Below are 15,995 nucleotides of genomic sequence, written 5' to 3'. Positions count from 1 at the left end.
GCCTGCGACAACTTGACGAAGTCCCGGACGCCCCCCTAGCGTCCGGAGCTTGACGCCATTCAGCGCGTCGGGGCCGGTCCGGGAGGGGTCGCCGTCCCCGCCGCGCACAGGGAGGACTTTGCCATGAAACTTGTCGCCCGCCTCGCCGCGGCCGCGTCGCTTGCCGCGCTCGCCGCCGGCGCCGCCTCGGCCGAGATCAGGATCGCCCATGTCTACGGCAAGACCGGCCCGCTGGAGGCCTATGCCAAGCAGTCCCACACCGGGCTGATGATGGGGCTGGAATACGCCACCGACGGGACCATGGAGATCGACGGCGAGAAGATCGTCGTGATCGAGAAGGACACCCAGCTCAAGCCCGACCAGGGCAAGGCGCTGCTGGCCGAGGCCTATGGCGACGACGACGTGGCGCTGGCCGTGGGTCCGGTGTCCTCGGGCGTGGCGCTGGCGATGCTGCCGGTGGCCGAGGAATACGAGAAGATCCTGATCGTGGAGCCGGCGGTGGCGGACTCGATCACCGGCGAGAACTGGAACCGCTTCGTGTTCCGCACCGGGCGCAACAGCTCGCAGGACGCGATCTCGAACGCGGTGGCGCTGGGCAAGGAGGGGGTGAAGATCGCCACGCTGGCCCAGGACTACGCCTTCGGCCGCGACGGCGTGGCGGCGTTCAAGGAGGCGCTGGCCGACACGCCCGCCGAGCTGGTGCACGAGGAATACGTGCCCACCGACACCACCGACTTCACCGCGGCCGCCGAGCGGATCTTCAACGCGATGAAGGACATGGACGGCGAGAAGAAGCTGTTCGTGATCTGGGCGGGCGGCGGCAACCCGATGTCGAAGATCAACGCCATGGATCCCTCGCGCTTCGGGATCGAGATCGCGACGGGGGGCAACATCCTCGCCGCCATGCCCGCCTACAAGGAGTTCCCGGGCATGGAGGGCGCGACATATTACTACTACGAGATCCCCAAGAACCCGATCAACGACTGGCTGGTGAAAGAGCATGAGGCGCGCTTCGGCGCCCCGCCCGATTTCTTCACCGCCGGCGGCATGGCCGCGGGGCTCGCGGTCGTGGAGGCGATCCGCAAGGCGGGCTCGACCGACACCGAGGACCTGATCGCGGCCATGGAAGGCATGGAGTGGGAGACGCCCAAGGGCCGGATGATGTTCCGGGCCGAGGACCACCAGGCGCTGCAGTCGATGTATCACTTCAAGATCAAGGTCGACCCCGAGGTCGAATGGGCGATCCCCGAACTGGTCCGCGAGCTGACCATCGAGGACATGGACATCCCCGTCCGCAACTGAGACCGCACGCGCCGCGCGCCTCCCGACGCGCGCGGCGCCGACGCCCGCCGCCTGGCGCGCCCCGGGCTTGACCCGGGGCCTCTCGCGCCCCGCCGCGAACGGCCCGCGCGGAGGATCGCCCGACGGCCGTTCCAGGGGGTCCCTGGCGCCGGGCGCGGCGGCGAGCGACGGATCCGGGCCTGCGGCGTGGGTCCCGGCGTCCACCGGGCGGAGGCGGTCTCGCCGGCCCCCGCCCACCCACCCAGGCGGCGAGACCGCCTCCGCCCGGCCGGCCCGTGCAGCGCCCGGGGCCGGCCTTTTCGGCGCAGACCTTTGACGGCGGAGCCTCCCTTGACCGATCCCGTGCTCGAGACGAAGGACCTGACCATCCGCTTCGGCGGCCATGTCGCGGTGGACCATGTCTCCTGCGCCTTCAAGGCGGGGGAGCTGACCGCCATCGTCGGCCCCAACGGCGCGGGCAAGACCACCTATTTCAACCTGATCTCCGGCCAGCTTCCCGGCTCGGCCGGCCAGGTGCTGCTGGAGGGGCGGGACGTCACCCGCGCCTCGGCCTCCTCGCGCACGCATCTCGGCCTGGGGCGGGCCTTCCAGCTGACCAACCTGTTCCCCTCCCTCACGGTGCGCGAGAACGTGCGGCTGGTCGCCCAGTCCCGCGCCCGCAAGGGGCTCGACCTGTTCACCATGGCCTCCCGCCACGCCGAGCTGATCGAGGCCGCCGACCATGCGCTCGAGCGGGTGCGCCTGACGCGGCTCGCCGACCAGACGGTCTCGGCGCTGTCGCACGGCGACCAGCGCAAGCTGGAGGTGGCGCTGCTGATCGCCCTGCAACCCCGCGTCTACATGTTCGACGAGCCCACCGCCGGCATGTCGATGGACGAGGCGCCCGTGGTCCTCGATCTGATCGCCGATCTGAAGGCCGAGGGCGGCCACGCGATCCTGCTGGTCGAGCACAAGATGGACGTGATCCGCACGCTCGCCGACCGGATCATCGTCCTGCACAACGGGGCGCTCGCGGCCGACGGGGAGCCGGCCGCGGTGATGGCCTCGGCCGTCGTGCAGGAGGCCTATCTCGGCAAGGAGATCGCCGATGTCTGAGCCTCTGCTGCGCCTCGAGGGCGTGTTCGCCGACATCGAGCAGTACCACATCCTGCAGGGCGTGGACCTCGAGGCGCCCGCCGGCCAGGTCACCATGCTGCTCGGCCGCAACGGCGCGGGCAAGACCACCACCCTGCGCACCATCATGGGCCTGTGGCGCGCCCGGCAGGGGCGCATCCTGCTCGAGGGGCGGGACATCGCCGCCCTCCCCACCCCCGTCATCGCGCGGGCGGGCGTGTCGCTGGTGCCCGAGAACATGGGCGTCTTCTCCGACCTCACGGTCGAGGAGAACATGGTGCTGGCCGCCGTCTCCGGGCCGCTCGACGCGGCGCGGCTGGAGTGGATCTTCTCGGTCTTCCCGCCGCTGAAGACCTTCTGGAAGCTGCCGGCGGGCAATCTCTCGGGCGGACAGAAGCAGATGCTCTCGGTCGCGCGCGCGGTGTGCGAGGAACGCCGCCTCTACCTGATCGACGAACCCTCCAAGGGCCTCGCCCCCGCCATCGTCGGCACGCTGGTCCGGGCGCTGAAGGATCTGAAGGCGGCCGGCGCGACCATCCTGCTGGTGGAGCAGAATTTCTCGATGGCCCGGGCGCTTGGCGACCACGCCGCGGTGATGGACGACGGAAAGATCGTGTGGTCGGGCGCGATGGCGACGCTGTCGGCCGACGCCGCCCTGCAGGAGAAACTGATGGGCCTCAGCATGGAAGGGGGCCACGGATGACCGAGATCGCGCCCGAACACCGGCCGACCTTCTCGAAGGCCTCGCTGGGGGACCGGCTCTCGCCCCACGCGCCGGTGCTGCTGCTGCTGGCGCTGGCGGCCCTGGGGTGGCTGGCGATCGACCAGAATTCCTCGTGGCTGACGCTGACCGTGTCGGGGCTCGCGATGGGCATGATGATCTTCACCATGGCCGCGGGCATGACGCTGGTCTTCGGGCTGATGGACGTGATCAACTTCGGCCACGGCGCGTTCGTCTCGGTCGGCGCCTTCGTGGGCGTCACCGCGCTGATGCTGATGCCCGGCATGACGGCCGAGGCCTCGATCTGGCTCAACGGCTTCGCGATCCTGCTGGCGGTGGCCTGCGCGATGCTCGCCACCGGCGTGATGGGCTACGCGTTCGAGCGGGTGATCGTGCGCCCCGTCTACGGCGCCCACCTCAAGCAGATCCTGGTCACCATGGGCGGGCTGATCGTGGTCGAGCAGCTGATCTACGTGATCTGGGGCCCGGTCGAGATCTTCATCGAGCGTCCCGCCGCCTTCCAGGGCGCCGTGACCTTCGCCGGCGCCGCGCTCGAGAAATACCGCCTGGTCGCCGTGGCGCTCGGCCTGATCGTGTTCCTCGCCCTGCGCCTGACCCTCAAGCGCACCCGCATCGGCCTGATCGTGCGCGCGGGCGTCGAGAACGGCGAGATGGTGCAGGCCCTGGGCTACCGCATCGAGCGCGTCTTCATCGGCGTCTTCGTGGCGGGCTCGGCGCTGGCCGGCCTCGGCGGCGTGATGTGGGGCCTCTACGAGCAGGTGATCACCGCCCACATGGGGCAGGAGACGATGATCCTGGTGTTCATCGTGATCATCATCGGGGGCCTCGGCTCGGTCGAGGGCTGCTTCATCGCCGCGCTGATGGTGGGGCTGTTGCAGAACTATGTGGCCTTCCTTGCGCCCAAGGTCGCGCTGATCTCGAACATCGGCCTGATGGCCGCGATCCTGATGTGGCGCCCGCAGGGGATGACCCCCGTGGTCAAGGCGAAGTGAGGGGCCGATGCTGAGCCGCGTTCTCTCGGGCGACCTGCCCCGCTCCCGCGCGCTGTCGCTGGTGCTGCTGGTCATCTTCGTGGGGCTGGCGCTGGCGCCGTTCCTGTTCCCCGGCACCCGCAGCCTCGAGACCGCGGCGCGCATCTCGGTGTTCATTGCGCTCGCGGCCTCCTACGACCTGATGCTGGGCTACGCGGGGATCGTCAGCTTCGCGCACACGATGTTCTTCGGCATGGGCGCCTACGGCGTGGCGCTCGCCTGCGAGAACATGGAGCGGGGCTTCTTGCCGGTCGTGGTCGGCACGCTCGCCGGCGCGCTCGCCGCCGCCGTTGTGGCGCTGGCGATCGGCCTGTTCAGCCTGCGGGTGCGGGCGATCTTCTTTGCCATGATCACGCTTGCGGTCGCCTCGGCCGTGGCGGTGCTGGTCAGCCAGCTCAGCGCGCTGACCGGGGGCGAGGACGGCCTGTCGTTCTCGATCCCGCGGGAGCTGACGCCGGCTTACAAGTTCGCGGACGTCCGCATCCTCGGCGTCGCGATGAACGGGAAATTGCTGAACTATTACCTCGTCTTCGGCGGCTCCCTGCTGATCTTCCTCGTCCTGTTGCGGGTGGTGAACTCCCCCTTCGGGCGGGTCCTGCAGGCGATCCGCGAGAACGACTTCCGCGCCGAGGCGATCGGCTACCGCGTCGTCGCCTATCGCACCATCGCCACCTGCCTGTCGGCGGCCTGCGCGGCGCTGGCGGGCTCGCTGTTCGCGATCTGGCTGCGCTATGTCGGCCCCGGCACGGCGATGGGCTTCGAGATCATGATCGACGTGCTGCTGATGGTGGTGATCGGGGGCATGGGCACTCTCTATGGCGCGGCCATCGGGGCGACGCTGCTGGTGCTGGCGCAGAACTATCTGCAGGCGGTCATGGCCGGCGCCGCCGAGGCGACCGCGGGTCTGCCGCTGGTCCCCGACCTGATGAACCCCGACCGCTGGCTGCTGTGGCTGGGGCTGCTGTTCATCGCCTCGATCTACTTCTTCCCCGCGGGCGTGGTCGGCCGCCTGCGCCAGGGACGAGCGGGGTCCGGCGTAACCAAGCCTTAGCGGATTCCGGGCCAGAACCCGGGCGAGGGCGCCGGCCGCACGCGGGGCGGCGCCCTCGCCCGCGTCCGCAGTCCCGGAGCCTTCGCCAGATGCCGAGCCCCCTGCCCTCCCGCCTTTCCGCCTTCGCCGTGTGGGCGGCCTGCCTTCTCGCGCCCGCCGGGGTGATCGCCACGGCCGGCGTCGCCGCGCTCGGGGCGCCGCCCGCAGCGGCCTCCTCGCTGGACCTCGCGGTCCGGGTCAATGGCCAGGGGGCGGAGCAGGCGACCTCGATCTCGCTCGCCGACCTCGCCGCCATGCCCCAGACGCAGGTCCGCGCCGTCACCCCCTGGACCGAGGGCGTGGTGGTGTTCGAAGGCGTGCCCTTCGCCGACCTCGCCGCCCGCGTCGGCGTGTCGGAGGGGCCCGTGGCCCTGACCGCGCTGAACGCCTACCAGATCACGCTCGACGCGGCCCAAGTGATCGCCAGCGGCGGGGTGCTGGCGCTGAAGATGGACGGCAAGACCATGTCGGTGCGCGACAAGGGCCCGATCTGGCTGGTGTTCCCCTCCGAGGCGCGCCCCGAGCTCGCCGCCACCGACAACACCCACATGTGGATCTGGCAGGTCAATGCGATTGATTTTGGCCCGCGCTAGGCGCTGGCTGGCGATCCTGGCCCGCGCCAGGCGCGGGGCTGCGGTCTTGACCCGCGTCGACCGCGGGCTCGCGGCCTCGTCAAAGGCCCGGCGCTGGCTGACCACCTCCGACCGCGGTCGGCGCTGGCTGGACCTGCTGCCGATCCCGGTGGCGGCGGCGGCCGTCGCGATCTTCGGGGTGATGTCCTGGTCGGCCAGCGTCGATTTCCGCGCCACCCAGAAACTCGAGGAAAGCCGCGCGGCCATCGTCGAGGGCGCGGTCTCCTGGCTCTCGCACCAGGCCGAGAACGAGATGCTGCGCCTCGCCGACCGCATCGCCCGCACGCAACGCGCAGATCCGGCCTTGGCCCCGGACGCGCCGCTCCCCCCCCGACCCGGGCCCCCACGCGCCGGGCCCGCCCGCCATCCCCGACGCCATCGCCCTGCAGTACGACATCATGTGGAGCCGGCTCGACCTGCTGACGACCGAGAGCTTCCTCTCCCGCGTCCGGGTCGCCCGCGACGGGCAGGCGCATGTCGCGAACCTCGCCGCGCTGATGGCCGACCTCGAGGCGCTGGACGCGCGGCTCGGGCTCGCCCCGTCCGGCCCCCCGCCCCTGGCGCCGCCCCCGGGCACGCAGGCCGCGCTCGCGGCCATGCAGGACTTTGTCCACGCCTGGGTCGAGCCGGTGCGCCGCATGGGCCGCGCCGTCTACGACGACGAACTGCGCCTGCGCCCGCAGCTGTTCCAGGCGCTGAGCGAACTGCGCGAGCGCAAGCGCCGCCAGCAGATCCGCTTCGCGCTGCTGGTGCTGGCCACGGGCCTCGCCACGGCGCTGGCGCTGCGCTTCGTGCTGCGCCTCGCCAGACGACTGCTGGCGGCCCGCGCCCGCTTCGACGCGGCGCTCGGCGCCTCGTCGAACGGCATTGCCTTCTTCGACGAGGGCGGACGGCTGCGCCAGTGCAACGAGGGATTCCACGCCCTGCACGCGGTCGGCGGCGTCGCCTGGGCCGAGGGGCTGACCGCGCGCGAACATTTCGCCGCCGTCGCCGCCCACGCCCCCGAGGCGCAGGGCCGCGAGGCCGCCTGGGCCGAGGCCGAGGCCGCGCCCTACGGCTCGGCGCGCGAGCGTCGCCTTCAGGTGCGCGCCGACGGCCGCAAGCTGCTGGTCGAGAGCGGTCGGCGCACCGCGGGGGGCTACATGATCACCGTCGCCGACGTCACCGACCTGGTCGCCGCCCGCGACCGGGCCGAGGCGCTGTCGGCCGAGCGTTCGGAGATGCTGGCGGTCATCGGCCACGAACTGCGCACCCCGATCGCCGCCCTCGTCGGCGCGCTGGAGCTCGCCGGCGACGACGCGCCCGAGGATCCCTCAGACGACCCTTCCGCCGCGGACCGACCTGCCGGAGGCGCCCTGCCCCCTGCCGAGGACGAGGCGCGCGCCCGACGCCGTCACCTCTCCAACGCGCGCCAGGCGGCCGAGGTGATCGCCACCATGTCCGAGGACGTGTTCGAGTTCGCCGCCGTCACCGGCGGCACGCTCGAGAGCAAGACCCAGGATTTCGAGCTTCATGACCTGTTCGACGCCGTGTGCGTGGCCACCGCGCCGCGGGCGCAGGCCCGCGGGCTCGCCTTCCGCTCGGATCTCTCGGCCCTGCGCGGCGCCTGGGTGCGCGCCGACCGGGTGCGCCTGCGCCAGGTGGCCGAGAACCTGCTGACCAATGCGCTGAAGTTCACCCGCGAGGGGCACGTCGCCTTGCGCGCCTTCCTCTCGGAGCCTGACCCCGAAGGCCGCCGCCGCCTGCTGGTCGAGGTCGAGGACACTGGCCCCGGCGTCCCCCCCGAGGCGCGCGCCCTGATCTTCGAGCCGTTCCGCCAGCACTGGGGCGCCGCCCGCCGCCGCGCCGGCCCCGGAGCAGGGCAAGGCCCGGGGGACAGCGGCCCCGGCGGACCCGAGCCCACCGCCTGGTCGCCGCCCGCCCCGCTGCTGGCGCCGCCCGCCGCCGCCCCCGGCCGCAGCCCCTCGGCCGAACGGCGCACCGCGACGCGCGGGCTGGGCCTGGGGCTGGCGATCTGCCGGCGGATCCTGGCCGGCATGGGAGGCGAGATCGAGCATCGCGCGCGTCCCGGCGGCGGCTCGATCTTCTGGTTCTCGACGCGGGTCGCGCCGGCGTCCCCCCCGGGCCGGCGCGCGCGCCCGGCGATGGCCGCGATGGACGGGGGCGGCGTCTCGGTGCTGCTGGTCGAGGACGATCCGCTGCTGGCCGAGGTGACGCTCGCCCAGCTCCGCCGCGCCGGCTTTGCGGCCGAACACGCCGCCACAGCCGCAAGCGCCGCCGCGATGGGCGTGGCGAAGGCCTACGATCTGGTGCTTCTGGACCTGCAGCTTCCCGACGGCACCGGGGCCGACGTGGCCCGCGCCCTGCGCGCCGCGCCCGGCGGCTCGCGCGACAGCCTGGTGGTGGCGCTGACCGCCTACGCCGACGAAGACGTGGTGGCCGAGGTCCGCGCGCAGGGCATCGACCACATCCTGTCCAAGCCGCTGTCGCCCGACCGCATCGCCGCGATCCTGCGCGGCCGCGAGGACGCCCCGCGGGCCGCCGCCGATCCGGACCGCGACCCCAACCCCAAGGAGGCCGTGCCATGACGCTCGAACCCAGGGACGAGCCCGCGGGCGGGCCGCCAGTCCCCGAACGCGCCCCGCCCGCCTCCCGGATGACGCCAGAACCGATGGACGAGGCGCGGCTTGCGGACCTGCTGGCGGTGATGGATCCTGATCGGCTGGGCGCCCATGTCGCGGGACTGCGCGCCGCGCTCGACGGGCTGGCGGGCGCCGGCGCGCCGCCTCTGCCCGAGGCTGCCGAGACGGACGCCTGGACCGGGCTTGGCCGACGCGCGCATGCCGCGGCCGGTCACGCCCAGCTGCTGGGGTTCCCGGGACTCGGGCGGCTGCTCAACGCGCTCGAGGCGTCGGCGAAGCAGGCGGATGCGCGCGCGGCGGGCCTGGCGCTGGCGGCGCTGCGGGCGCAGCTCGATGCCGGCGCGCCGCGGCTGCCGCCGCTCTGAGCGGCGCGGGCCGACACGGCCCCAGGGCGACGCGCTCAGTTGCGCCCGTTGCGCCCCCGGCGTTCGGCGCGCGGATCGGGATGCGGCTCGGCCACGTCGCCCGCGTGCAGCAGCGGCGCGACCTCGCCCGAGCGGGACTCGTCGGCCGCCTCCATCAGCGCGGCCACACGCTCGAGCGAGGCGACCAGCATAGACTGCTCCCAGTCCGCCAGCCGGTCGAATTTCTCGGCAAAGCGCGACTGCAGCGGGTCGGGCGCGGCCTCGAGCGCGGACTGCCCCGCGGGCGTCAGCGACAGCCAGAACTGGCGACGGTCGGTCTCGCCGCGCCGGCGGCGGACGAAGCCGCGCGCCTCGAGCTTCTCGATCAGGGCGGTGGCGGTGGCCTGGGCGACGCCCACCGCCTGGGCGATGGTCTTGGGGGTCGCCTCGGCGCGCTCGGCGAGGTGGTCGAGCACCATCAGCTGGGGCGTGGTCAGCCCCGTCTCCCGCGCCAGCGCACGCGCCGAGCCCTCCGTCGCGCGGAGGATCCGGCGCAGCGCCACCAACGAGTGCTTCACGCGGTCCTGCATGGGCGTAGCGGTTCCAGGGACAGGCGGCAGCGCCGCCGCGGCGAGAGATCTCGCGGCATCATATTCGAAGGAGCGTTCAGTTAAAGCCATGACCTGAATTTCGTTCAGGCGCCGAAGGATTTCCACCCCCTCAGCCCAAATTAAATTTACGAAATGAAGTTTACTGGCGCGAAAGTGCGCAGCGCAAAGGACCGCAAGTCATTGATCCACAAAGCACGAATTCGGGTGAGCCCCAGGAATGGGCAAAAACTCCTTCGGGGTTGAAATTTCTCGGCAGGCCCGTATCTTTCAATCAACCGAAACGACCAACGATGGACCCATGCCCCGCGACACTCTCCAGACCGATCTTCCGACCTTCCGCATCCCGACCGCCGAGGACGGGGCTGCCGTGTGGGACCTGATCCGGAACTGCGAGCCGCTGGACCGCAACTCGCTCTACTGCAACCTTCTGCAGTGCGATCACTTCGCCGACACCTGTGTGCTGGTGGAGCGGGACGGCGAGGCGCTGGGCTGGATCTCGGCCTATATCCCCCCGCAGGAGCCTGACACGCTGTTCGTGTGGCAAGTGGCGGTTTCCGAGAACGCCCGCGGCATGGGTCTGGCCGGCAAGATGCTCCAGGAGCTTCTCGACCGCGACGTCTGCCAGGACGTCACCCGGCTGAAGACCACCATCACCCGCTCGAACGACGCGAGCTGGGCGCTGTTCCGCCGCTTCGCCGACCGTCAGGACGCCGGCCTGAAGCGCGAGCCCCACTTCAAGCGCGACGACCACTTCGAGGGCCGTCACGACACGGAATACATGGTCACCATCGGCCCGTTCGGAGCGCTCGCGGCCGCCGCCGCCTGAAGCTCCGAAGACCGACCGGGATCCGCGGCGTCCTCACCGATCGCGCGGGTCCCGGAAGGGCCACGAACCCAGACCATAGCAGATACGGGAGGTTTCCCATGACCCCGACCGGCACCCCGGCCGAGACGGCCGATTTCAGCATCTACACCCGCCGCGAGTCCGAGGCGCGCAGCTACTGCCGCTCGTTCCCCACGTCCTTCGTGTCGGCGCGCAACGCGCGGATGACCGACGCCGAGGGCCGCGAGTACATCGACTTCCTCGCCGGCTGCTCCTCGCTGAACTACGGGCACAACGACCCGGACATGAAACAGGCGCTGATCGAGCATCTGACCGCGGACGGCATCGGCCACGCGCTCGACTTCCACACCGGGCCCAAGCAGGCGTTCCTCGAGACGTTCGAGCGGCTGATCCTCAAGCCCCGCGGCATGGACCACAAGGTGATGATGACCGGCCCGACCGGCACCAACGCCGTCGAGGCCGCGATGAAGCTCGCGCGCAAGACCACGGGGCGCGAGAACATCGTCGCCTTCACCAACGGCTTCCACGGCATGACGCTGGGCGCGCTGGCCGCGACCGGCAACGCCGGCAAGCGCAACGGCGCGGGCATGGCGCTCTCGGGCGTCACCCGCCTGCCCTATGAGGGCGCGTTCGGCGAAGGCGTCGACACGCTCGCCCAGATCGAGGCGATGCTGGAGAATCCCTCCTCCGGCCTCGACCACCCGGCCGCGTTCCTGCTGGAGCCGGTGCAGGGCGAGGGCGGCCTGAACGCCGTCTCGGGCGAGTGGCTGCGCGGCCTCGACCGCATCGCCAAGAAGCACGGCATCCTGCTGATCCTGGACGACATCCAGGCGGGCTGCGGGCGCACCGGCACCTTCTTCTCTTTCGAGGAGATGGGCGTCGAGCCGGACATGATCCCGCTCGCCAAGTCCTTCTCGGGCATGGGCCTGCCCTTCGCGGCGCTGCTGCTGAAGCCGGAGCTGGACGTGTGGAAGCCCGCCGAGCACAACGGCACCTTCCGCGGCAACACCCACGCCTTCATCACCGCCCGCGTGGCGCTGGAGAAGTTCTGGTCCGACGACGCCTTCTCCAACGAGGTGAAGGAAAAGGCCGAGATCCTGAACCATCGCCTGTCGGCCATCGCCGGCATGATCCCCGAGGCCTTCGTGAAGGGCCGGGGCATGATGCAGGGCGTGGACGTCGGCTCGGGCGAGCTCGCCGAGGCGATCTGCGCCGATTGCTTCAAGGCCGGCCTGATCATCGAGACCTCGGGCGCCCACGACGAAGTGGTCAAGGTGCTCTGCCCGCTTACCATTGAGCGCGAGACCCTGACCCAGGGGCTCGACATTCTCGAGGCCGCCGTGGCCGCCCGCGCGTCGGGCGCCGCCACGAAGCTGGCCGCCGAATAAGGAGACACCGATGATCGTCCGCGACCTGAACGAGTGCATGGGGACCGAGCGCGAGGCCGCCGCCGAGCAGTGGCGCTCGATCCGCCTGCTGCTGGCCGACGACAAGATGGGCTTCAGCTTCCACATCACCATCATCGAGGCCGGTTCGGAGCACACGTTCCACTACAAGAACCACTTCGAGAGCGTCTACTGCGTGTCGGGCGAAGGCTCGATCGAGGACCTGGCCACCGGCGAGGTCCACCCGATCAAGCCGGGCGTGATGTACGCGCTGAACCTGCACGACAAGCACACGCTGCGCTGCAAGACCGAATGCGTCTTCGCCTGCACCTTCAATCCGCCCGTCACGGGGAAAGAGGTCCATCGCGCAGATGGCTCCTACGCCCCGGCCGAGGAAGAGTCGGCCGCCTGAGGCTCCCGCGCCTGTCCGCAGGCGCGCCAAGGACAGCGCCCGCCCCCTCCGGGCGGGCGCGTACCGATCCCCAGGCGACCCCAAAAGAACAGGGACTTCCGTGACCTGCAACGATAACGCCCCGCTTCGCGAGCACACCGTCGAGAAAATCGGCGGCACCTCGATGAGCCGCACCTGCGAGCTTCTCGACGGCCTGTTCATCGGCGACCGGGAAGAGGATGCGCTCTACAACCGGGTCTTCGTCGTCTCGGCCTACAGCGGCATCACCAACCTGCTGCTCGAGCACAAGAAGTCGGGCGAGCCCGGCGTCTATGCGCTGTTCGCCAACGCCGATCACGACCACGGCTGGTCCGATGGCCTGAACCGCGTCATGAAGGCCATGACCGACGCCCATCACGAGATCCTCGACGACAAGGCCGACGTCCGCGCCGCCGACGACTTCGTGCGCGAGCGGATCGAGGGCGCGCGCTCGGTGCTGATCGACCTCCAGCGCCTGTGCTCCTACGGCCATTTCCAGCTCGACAGCCACCTGCTGACGGTGCGCGAGCTGATCTCGGGCCTGGGCGAGGCGCATTCCGCCTTCGTCACCGCCACGCTGCTGCGCCGCCACGGGGTCAACGCCCGCTTCGTCGACCTGACCGGCTGGCGCGACGAGACCCATCCCAGCCTCGACCAGCGCATCGACCTCGGCTTCGAGGACATCGACCTGGCCCGCGAGCTGCCGATCGTCACCGGCTACGCCCAGTGCCGCGAGGGCCTGATGCGCGAGTTCGACCGCGGCTATTCCGAGGTCACCTTCTCGCGCATCGCCGCCCGCACCCGCGCGCGCGAGGCGATCGTGCACAAGGAGTTCCACCTCTCCTCGGCCGATCCCAAGGTCGTGGGCGCGGACGCGGTGCGCAAGCTTGGCCGCACCAACTACGACGTGGCCGACCAGCTCTCGAACCTGGGGATGGAGGCGATCCACCCCCGCGCGGCCAAGACCCTGCGTCAGGCCGGCATCCCGCTGCGCGTCACCAACGCGTTCGAGCCCGACGATCCCGGCACCCTGATCGACGCCGAGTACGGCGGCGAGACCCGGGTGGAGATGGTCACCGGCCTGCCCGTGCTCGCGCTCGAGGTGTTCGAGCAGGACATGGTCGGCGTGAAGGGCTACGACGCCCGGATCCTCGAGAGCCTGACCCGCCACCGCGTGCGGATCGTCTCCAAGAGCTCCAACGCCAACACCATCACCCACTACGTGGACGCCTCGCTGAAGCTGGTGAAGCGGGTGGAGGCGGACCTCGCCGAGACCTGCCCCGGCGCCCGGGTGCGCGCCCGCAAGATGGCGCTGGTCTCGGCCATCGGCCGCAATCTCGAGGGGCTTTCGGTCGCCCGCCGCGGCCTGACCGCGCTCGAGGCGCGCCAGGTCAAGGTGCTGGCGGTGCAGGACAACGGCCGCGCCGTGGACGTGCAGTGGCTGGTGCCGGCCGAGCAGGCCGACGACGCCGTGCGCGCCCTGCACGAGGAGCTGGTCTCCTCGGCCGAGGAGATCGCGCGCCCCGAGCTCGACGCCGAGCCGCTGCAGACCACCGCGGCCTCCTTGCGCGCCGCCTGACCCGGCCCGCAGCCGTCCCTGCCCAAGGCCGCCCGCGCCCCCCGCGCGGGCGGCTTTCTCATGCCCGGCCCCGCAGACGCCCGCCGTCTACGGGGTTGGCGGGCGGGCGTTGCGGGCCGCAGGCCCGCGAGTCCCGTCCCGCCCCCCGTCCCCCGCACGAAAGAACCGCCCGCGCGCCAGGCGCGGGCGGTTCTTTCGGCTGGTCTCCAGCGGGGGCGGCGGGCGGGCGATGCGGGCCCGCAGGGACCGCGAGAGCCGTCCCGTCGCCCCTCAGGCCTCTTCTGCGAGCGCCGGCGCCGCCACGCCCCCGTCGACCTCGACCCAAAGCCCCTCGCGCTTGGCGAAGGCGACCCCGGCGAGCCGCAGGAAATCCTCCCCGCCCTCGCCGACCGCATGCCGCTCGATCTCGACCCGGCCCTTGCTCAGCGTCAGCAGGTTGAAGTCGTTCTCCTCCCCCCGCGTGCGCAGGGACAGCGAGGTTCCCGCCTGCACCTGCAGCATCCGTCCGCCCAGGATCGGCATCGCCCGCCAAGTGTGCATGTGCCCGCACAGAACCAGCTCGGCCCCCGCCTCGGCCAGCCGCCGGGCGTGGTCCTCGGCGTCGCGCAGCGGGGCCTTGGGATCGTCGGGCAACTGTTCCAGCGGGTGATGCAGCGCCAGCACCGTCAGACCCTCGCGCGGGGGTTCGGCCAGGGCCTTGCAGGCGCGCGCCATGTCGCCGGGATCCAGCCGGCCGCGCTGCCACTCGACCCGGCTGGCGCTGTTGGCCCCGACCACCCGAACCCCCTTCATCCGCGTCGTCGGCGCCACGTCGAGCGCGATGTACCGCCGATAGCGCCGCCAGGGGCTGACCAGCCGCCGCGCCACGTTCTCGAGCGGCGCGTCATGGTTGCCCGGCACGCAGATCACCGGCCCCGGCAGCCGCTCGACAAAGTCGCGCGCCATCCGCCACTGGCTCGAGCGCGAGCGCTGGGTCATGTCGCCGGTGATCACGGTCAGGTCGGGCGCGAGGCGCGTCACCGCTTCCACGAGACGGTCGGCGACTTTCGGGGGAACGCGGCCAAAGTGAAGGTCGGACAGGTGAGCCAGTCTCAGCATAAAACCAGCTTACCCTTCCCGCGCGGGCGCGAGAACCTCCAGCGCGTCGTCCTTGCGCAGGAAGTGGAACGGCCCCGACATCTTCGAGCGCTCTCCGTCGCGCGCCACCAGGCGGCGGCCGCGGCGGGTCTCGACCAGGATGTCCTTGCCATACAGCATCTCGAAGTCGCGCCCCGGCTTCAGCGCCTTCAGCCCCAGCGCCGCAGCCAGCCGGATCAGGTCGAACGCCTCGCGGTCGGGGGCGAGGAACAGCGCGAACTCGCCGTCGCGCACCCGCTCCGCGGCCTCGTGGAAATCGAACTGCTCGAGCTGGAAGGCGTTGTTGGCGATGAAGGCGAGCGGCGTCTTCACGCGCGTCACCTCCCCGTCCACCGTCACCTTGGCGTCGAGCGGCGCGCGGAACTCGGCCAGCGCCGTGACCACCGACCAGTGCGCCGCGAGCTGGGAGCGTCCGAAGCGGCGGTAGACGCTCTCGCGCGTCTCGAGGATCTTGGCATAGGCGCCCAGACTGGCGTTGTTGAGGAACACCCGCCCGTTCACCTCGCCCAGCGGCAGCGGACGCGTCTCGCCCGCGGCCAGCACCGCGACCGCCTCCTCGGGCGTCTCGGGCAGCCCCAGGCTGCGGGCGACGTAGTTGAACGTGCCCAGCGGGATCACCCCCAGCCGCGCGCCCGAGCCTGCGATCGCGCCGGCGACCGCGTTGATGGTCCCGTCCCCGCCGCCGGCGACGACCGTGCCGAAGCCCTCGTCGGCGGCCTCGCGCGCGGCGCCCTCCAGGTCGCGGCCCTTCTTGATCAGGCGCAGGCGGGCGGGGATGCCGTGGCGGGCGAACTCCCGCTCCAGGGTTGCCGCCAGCGACTCCGCCCGCCGTCGGCCAGAGCCCGCGTTGAGGATCACGCAGGTCTCGTCGGCCCGCGCGCGCGGCGGGGCGCCGGGCGCCGGGTCGGCGGGCTCGAGATCGGGGACGCTGGACATAAACGGGCTCCTGACGGGCGCGTGGGTTCGGGTCGACGTGAGGCTATGGTCCCCTATGTGGCGCCTTATCCGGCCGGGCCTAGGCGGAATTCGGCCGATTTGCAGGCGCCGGGCAAAAACGGCCGCCCCCGCGAAGGGGCGGCCGCGCTTTCCCGTCCGGAGAGGGCCGGCGCGAAG

At 71.5% G+C, this 15,995-nt stretch carries 15 protein-coding genes; 12 read left to right on the top strand and 3 right to left on the bottom strand.

Features of this window, described 5'->3' with window-relative positions:
- The first annotated feature begins 123 nt into the window (after positions 1 to 123).
- The 8 genes from AAC134_RS11005 to AAC134_RS10970 all read left to right on the top strand — a co-directional run bounded on the left by AAC134_RS11005 (position 124) and on the right by AAC134_RS10970 (position 8,917).
- Entirely contained in the window at positions 124 to 1,302 is a 1,179-nt protein-coding gene (locus AAC134_RS11005; protein ID WP_339949138.1) for a substrate-binding domain-containing protein, read from the top strand.
- A gap of 330 nt (positions 1,303 to 1,632) precedes the next feature.
- Positions 1,633 to 2,397, top strand: a complete 765-nt coding sequence (locus AAC134_RS11000; RefSeq protein WP_339949137.1) for an ABC transporter ATP-binding protein — start codon at positions 1,633 to 1,635, stop codon at positions 2,395 to 2,397.
- Positions 2,390 to 3,118: an ABC transporter ATP-binding protein gene (locus tag AAC134_RS10995; protein ID WP_339949136.1), complete on the top strand. Its 729-nt coding sequence runs from the start codon at positions 2,390 to 2,392 to the stop codon at positions 3,116 to 3,118. The genes AAC134_RS11000 and AAC134_RS10995 overlap by 8 nt, the downstream gene beginning before the upstream one ends.
- The gene (locus tag AAC134_RS10990; protein ID WP_339949135.1) at positions 3,115 to 4,149 is read left to right on the top strand and encodes a branched-chain amino acid ABC transporter permease; all 1,035 of its coding nucleotides are present in this window, start codon (positions 3,115 to 3,117) and stop codon (positions 4,147 to 4,149) included. The genes AAC134_RS10995 and AAC134_RS10990 overlap by 4 nt, the downstream gene beginning before the upstream one ends.
- Positions 4,150 to 4,156: 7 nt before the next feature.
- Positions 4,157 to 5,239, top strand: coding sequence for a branched-chain amino acid ABC transporter permease (locus AAC134_RS10985; protein WP_339949134.1), 1,083 nt, complete (start codon positions 4,157 to 4,159; stop codon positions 5,237 to 5,239).
- 89 nt (positions 5,240 to 5,328) lie between these two features.
- Entirely contained in the window at positions 5,329 to 5,871 is a 543-nt protein-coding gene (locus AAC134_RS10980; protein WP_339949133.1) for a molybdopterin-dependent oxidoreductase, read from the top strand.
- Between the two features lie 437 nt (positions 5,872 to 6,308).
- Entirely contained in the window at positions 6,309 to 8,498 is a 2,190-nt protein-coding gene (locus AAC134_RS10975) for an ATP-binding protein (RefSeq protein ID WP_339949132.1), read from the top strand.
- Entirely contained in the window at positions 8,495 to 8,917 is a 423-nt protein-coding gene (locus tag AAC134_RS10970; protein ID WP_339949131.1) for a hypothetical protein, read from the top strand. Before AAC134_RS10975 ends, AAC134_RS10970 begins: the two co-directional genes overlap by 4 nt.
- Positions 8,918 to 8,952: 35 nt before the next feature.
- Here the strand turns inward: AAC134_RS10970 and AAC134_RS10965 are convergent, their stop codons facing one another.
- On the bottom strand, positions 8,953 to 9,486 hold the full coding sequence (locus AAC134_RS10965; protein WP_339949130.1) for a MarR family transcriptional regulator: 534 nt from the start codon (positions 9,484 to 9,486) through the stop codon (positions 8,953 to 8,955).
- Positions 9,487 to 9,805: 319 nt separating this feature from the next.
- Between AAC134_RS10965 and ectA the strand changes: the two genes are divergently transcribed.
- The 4 genes from ectA (at position 9,806) to AAC134_RS10945 (ending at position 13,745) form a co-directional block, all read left to right on the top strand.
- Entirely contained in the window at positions 9,806 to 10,333 is a 528-nt protein-coding gene (ectA, locus tag AAC134_RS10960; RefSeq protein ID WP_339949129.1) for a diaminobutyrate acetyltransferase, read from the top strand.
- Positions 10,334 to 10,431: 98 nt separating this feature from the next.
- Complete coding sequence (ectB, locus tag AAC134_RS10955; RefSeq protein WP_339949128.1) at positions 10,432 to 11,739, top strand: diaminobutyrate--2-oxoglutarate transaminase; 1,308 nt, start codon at positions 10,432 to 10,434, stop codon at positions 11,737 to 11,739.
- 10 nt (positions 11,740 to 11,749) lie between these two features.
- Positions 11,750 to 12,148, top strand: a complete 399-nt coding sequence (locus AAC134_RS10950; RefSeq protein WP_339949127.1) for an ectoine synthase — start codon at positions 11,750 to 11,752, stop codon at positions 12,146 to 12,148.
- Positions 12,149 to 12,248: 100 nt separating this feature from the next.
- Entirely contained in the window at positions 12,249 to 13,745 is a 1,497-nt protein-coding gene (locus AAC134_RS10945) for an aspartate kinase (protein WP_339949126.1), read from the top strand.
- 270 nt (positions 13,746 to 14,015) lie between these two features.
- Here the strand turns inward: AAC134_RS10945 and AAC134_RS10940 are convergent, their stop codons facing one another.
- Positions 14,016 to 14,843 (bottom strand): metallophosphoesterase, encoded by an 828-nt coding sequence (locus AAC134_RS10940; protein WP_339949125.1) that lies wholly within the window; start codon positions 14,841 to 14,843, stop codon positions 14,016 to 14,018.
- 9 nt (positions 14,844 to 14,852) lie between these two features.
- Positions 14,853 to 15,818, bottom strand: coding sequence for a diacylglycerol kinase family protein (locus AAC134_RS10935; RefSeq protein WP_339949124.1), 966 nt, complete (start codon positions 15,816 to 15,818; stop codon positions 14,853 to 14,855).
- Between the last annotated feature and the right edge of the window lie 177 nt (positions 15,819 to 15,995).

The organism is uncultured Albimonas sp. (assembly GCF_963977235.1).
GTDB lineage: Bacteria > Pseudomonadota > Alphaproteobacteria > Rhodobacterales > Rhodobacteraceae > Albimonas.
This window is presented reverse-complemented; position numbering and strand designations above follow the sequence as displayed.

Excerpts from the sequence above, each read along its gene's own strand:
- AAC134_RS11005 (WP_339949138.1), top strand. The coding sequence starts at position 124 with ATGAAACTTGTCGCCCGCCTCGCCGCGGCCGCGTCGCTTGCCGCGCTC.
- AAC134_RS10995 (WP_339949136.1), top strand. The coding sequence starts at position 2,390 with ATGTCTGAGCCTCTGCTGCGCCTCGAGGGCGTGTTCGCCGACATCGAG.
- AAC134_RS10990 (WP_339949135.1), top strand. The coding sequence starts at position 3,115 with ATGACCGAGATCGCGCCCGAACACCGGCCGACCTTCTCGAAGGCCTCG.
- AAC134_RS10985 (WP_339949134.1), top strand. The coding sequence starts at position 4,157 with ATGCTGAGCCGCGTTCTCTCGGGCGACCTGCCCCGCTCCCGCGCGCTG.
- AAC134_RS10980 (WP_339949133.1), top strand. The coding sequence starts at position 5,329 with ATGCCGAGCCCCCTGCCCTCCCGCCTTTCCGCCTTCGCCGTGTGGGCG.
- AAC134_RS10975 (WP_339949132.1), top strand. The coding sequence starts at position 6,309 with ATGTGGAGCCGGCTCGACCTGCTGACGACCGAGAGCTTCCTCTCCCGC.
- AAC134_RS10970 (WP_339949131.1), top strand. The coding sequence starts at position 8,495 with ATGACGCTCGAACCCAGGGACGAGCCCGCGGGCGGGCCGCCAGTCCCC.
- AAC134_RS10965 (WP_339949130.1), bottom strand. The coding sequence starts at position 9,486 with ATGCAGGACCGCGTGAAGCACTCGTTGGTGGCGCTGCGCCGGATCCTC.
- ectA (WP_339949129.1), top strand. The coding sequence starts at position 9,806 with ATGCCCCGCGACACTCTCCAGACCGATCTTCCGACCTTCCGCATCCCG.
- ectB (WP_339949128.1), top strand. The coding sequence starts at position 10,432 with ATGACCCCGACCGGCACCCCGGCCGAGACGGCCGATTTCAGCATCTAC.
- AAC134_RS10950 (WP_339949127.1), top strand. The coding sequence starts at position 11,750 with ATGATCGTCCGCGACCTGAACGAGTGCATGGGGACCGAGCGCGAGGCC.
- AAC134_RS10940 (WP_339949125.1), bottom strand. The coding sequence starts at position 14,843 with ATGCTGAGACTGGCTCACCTGTCCGACCTTCACTTTGGCCGCGTTCCC.
- AAC134_RS10935 (WP_339949124.1), bottom strand. The coding sequence starts at position 15,818 with ATGTCCAGCGTCCCCGATCTCGAGCCCGCCGACCCGGCGCCCGGCGCC.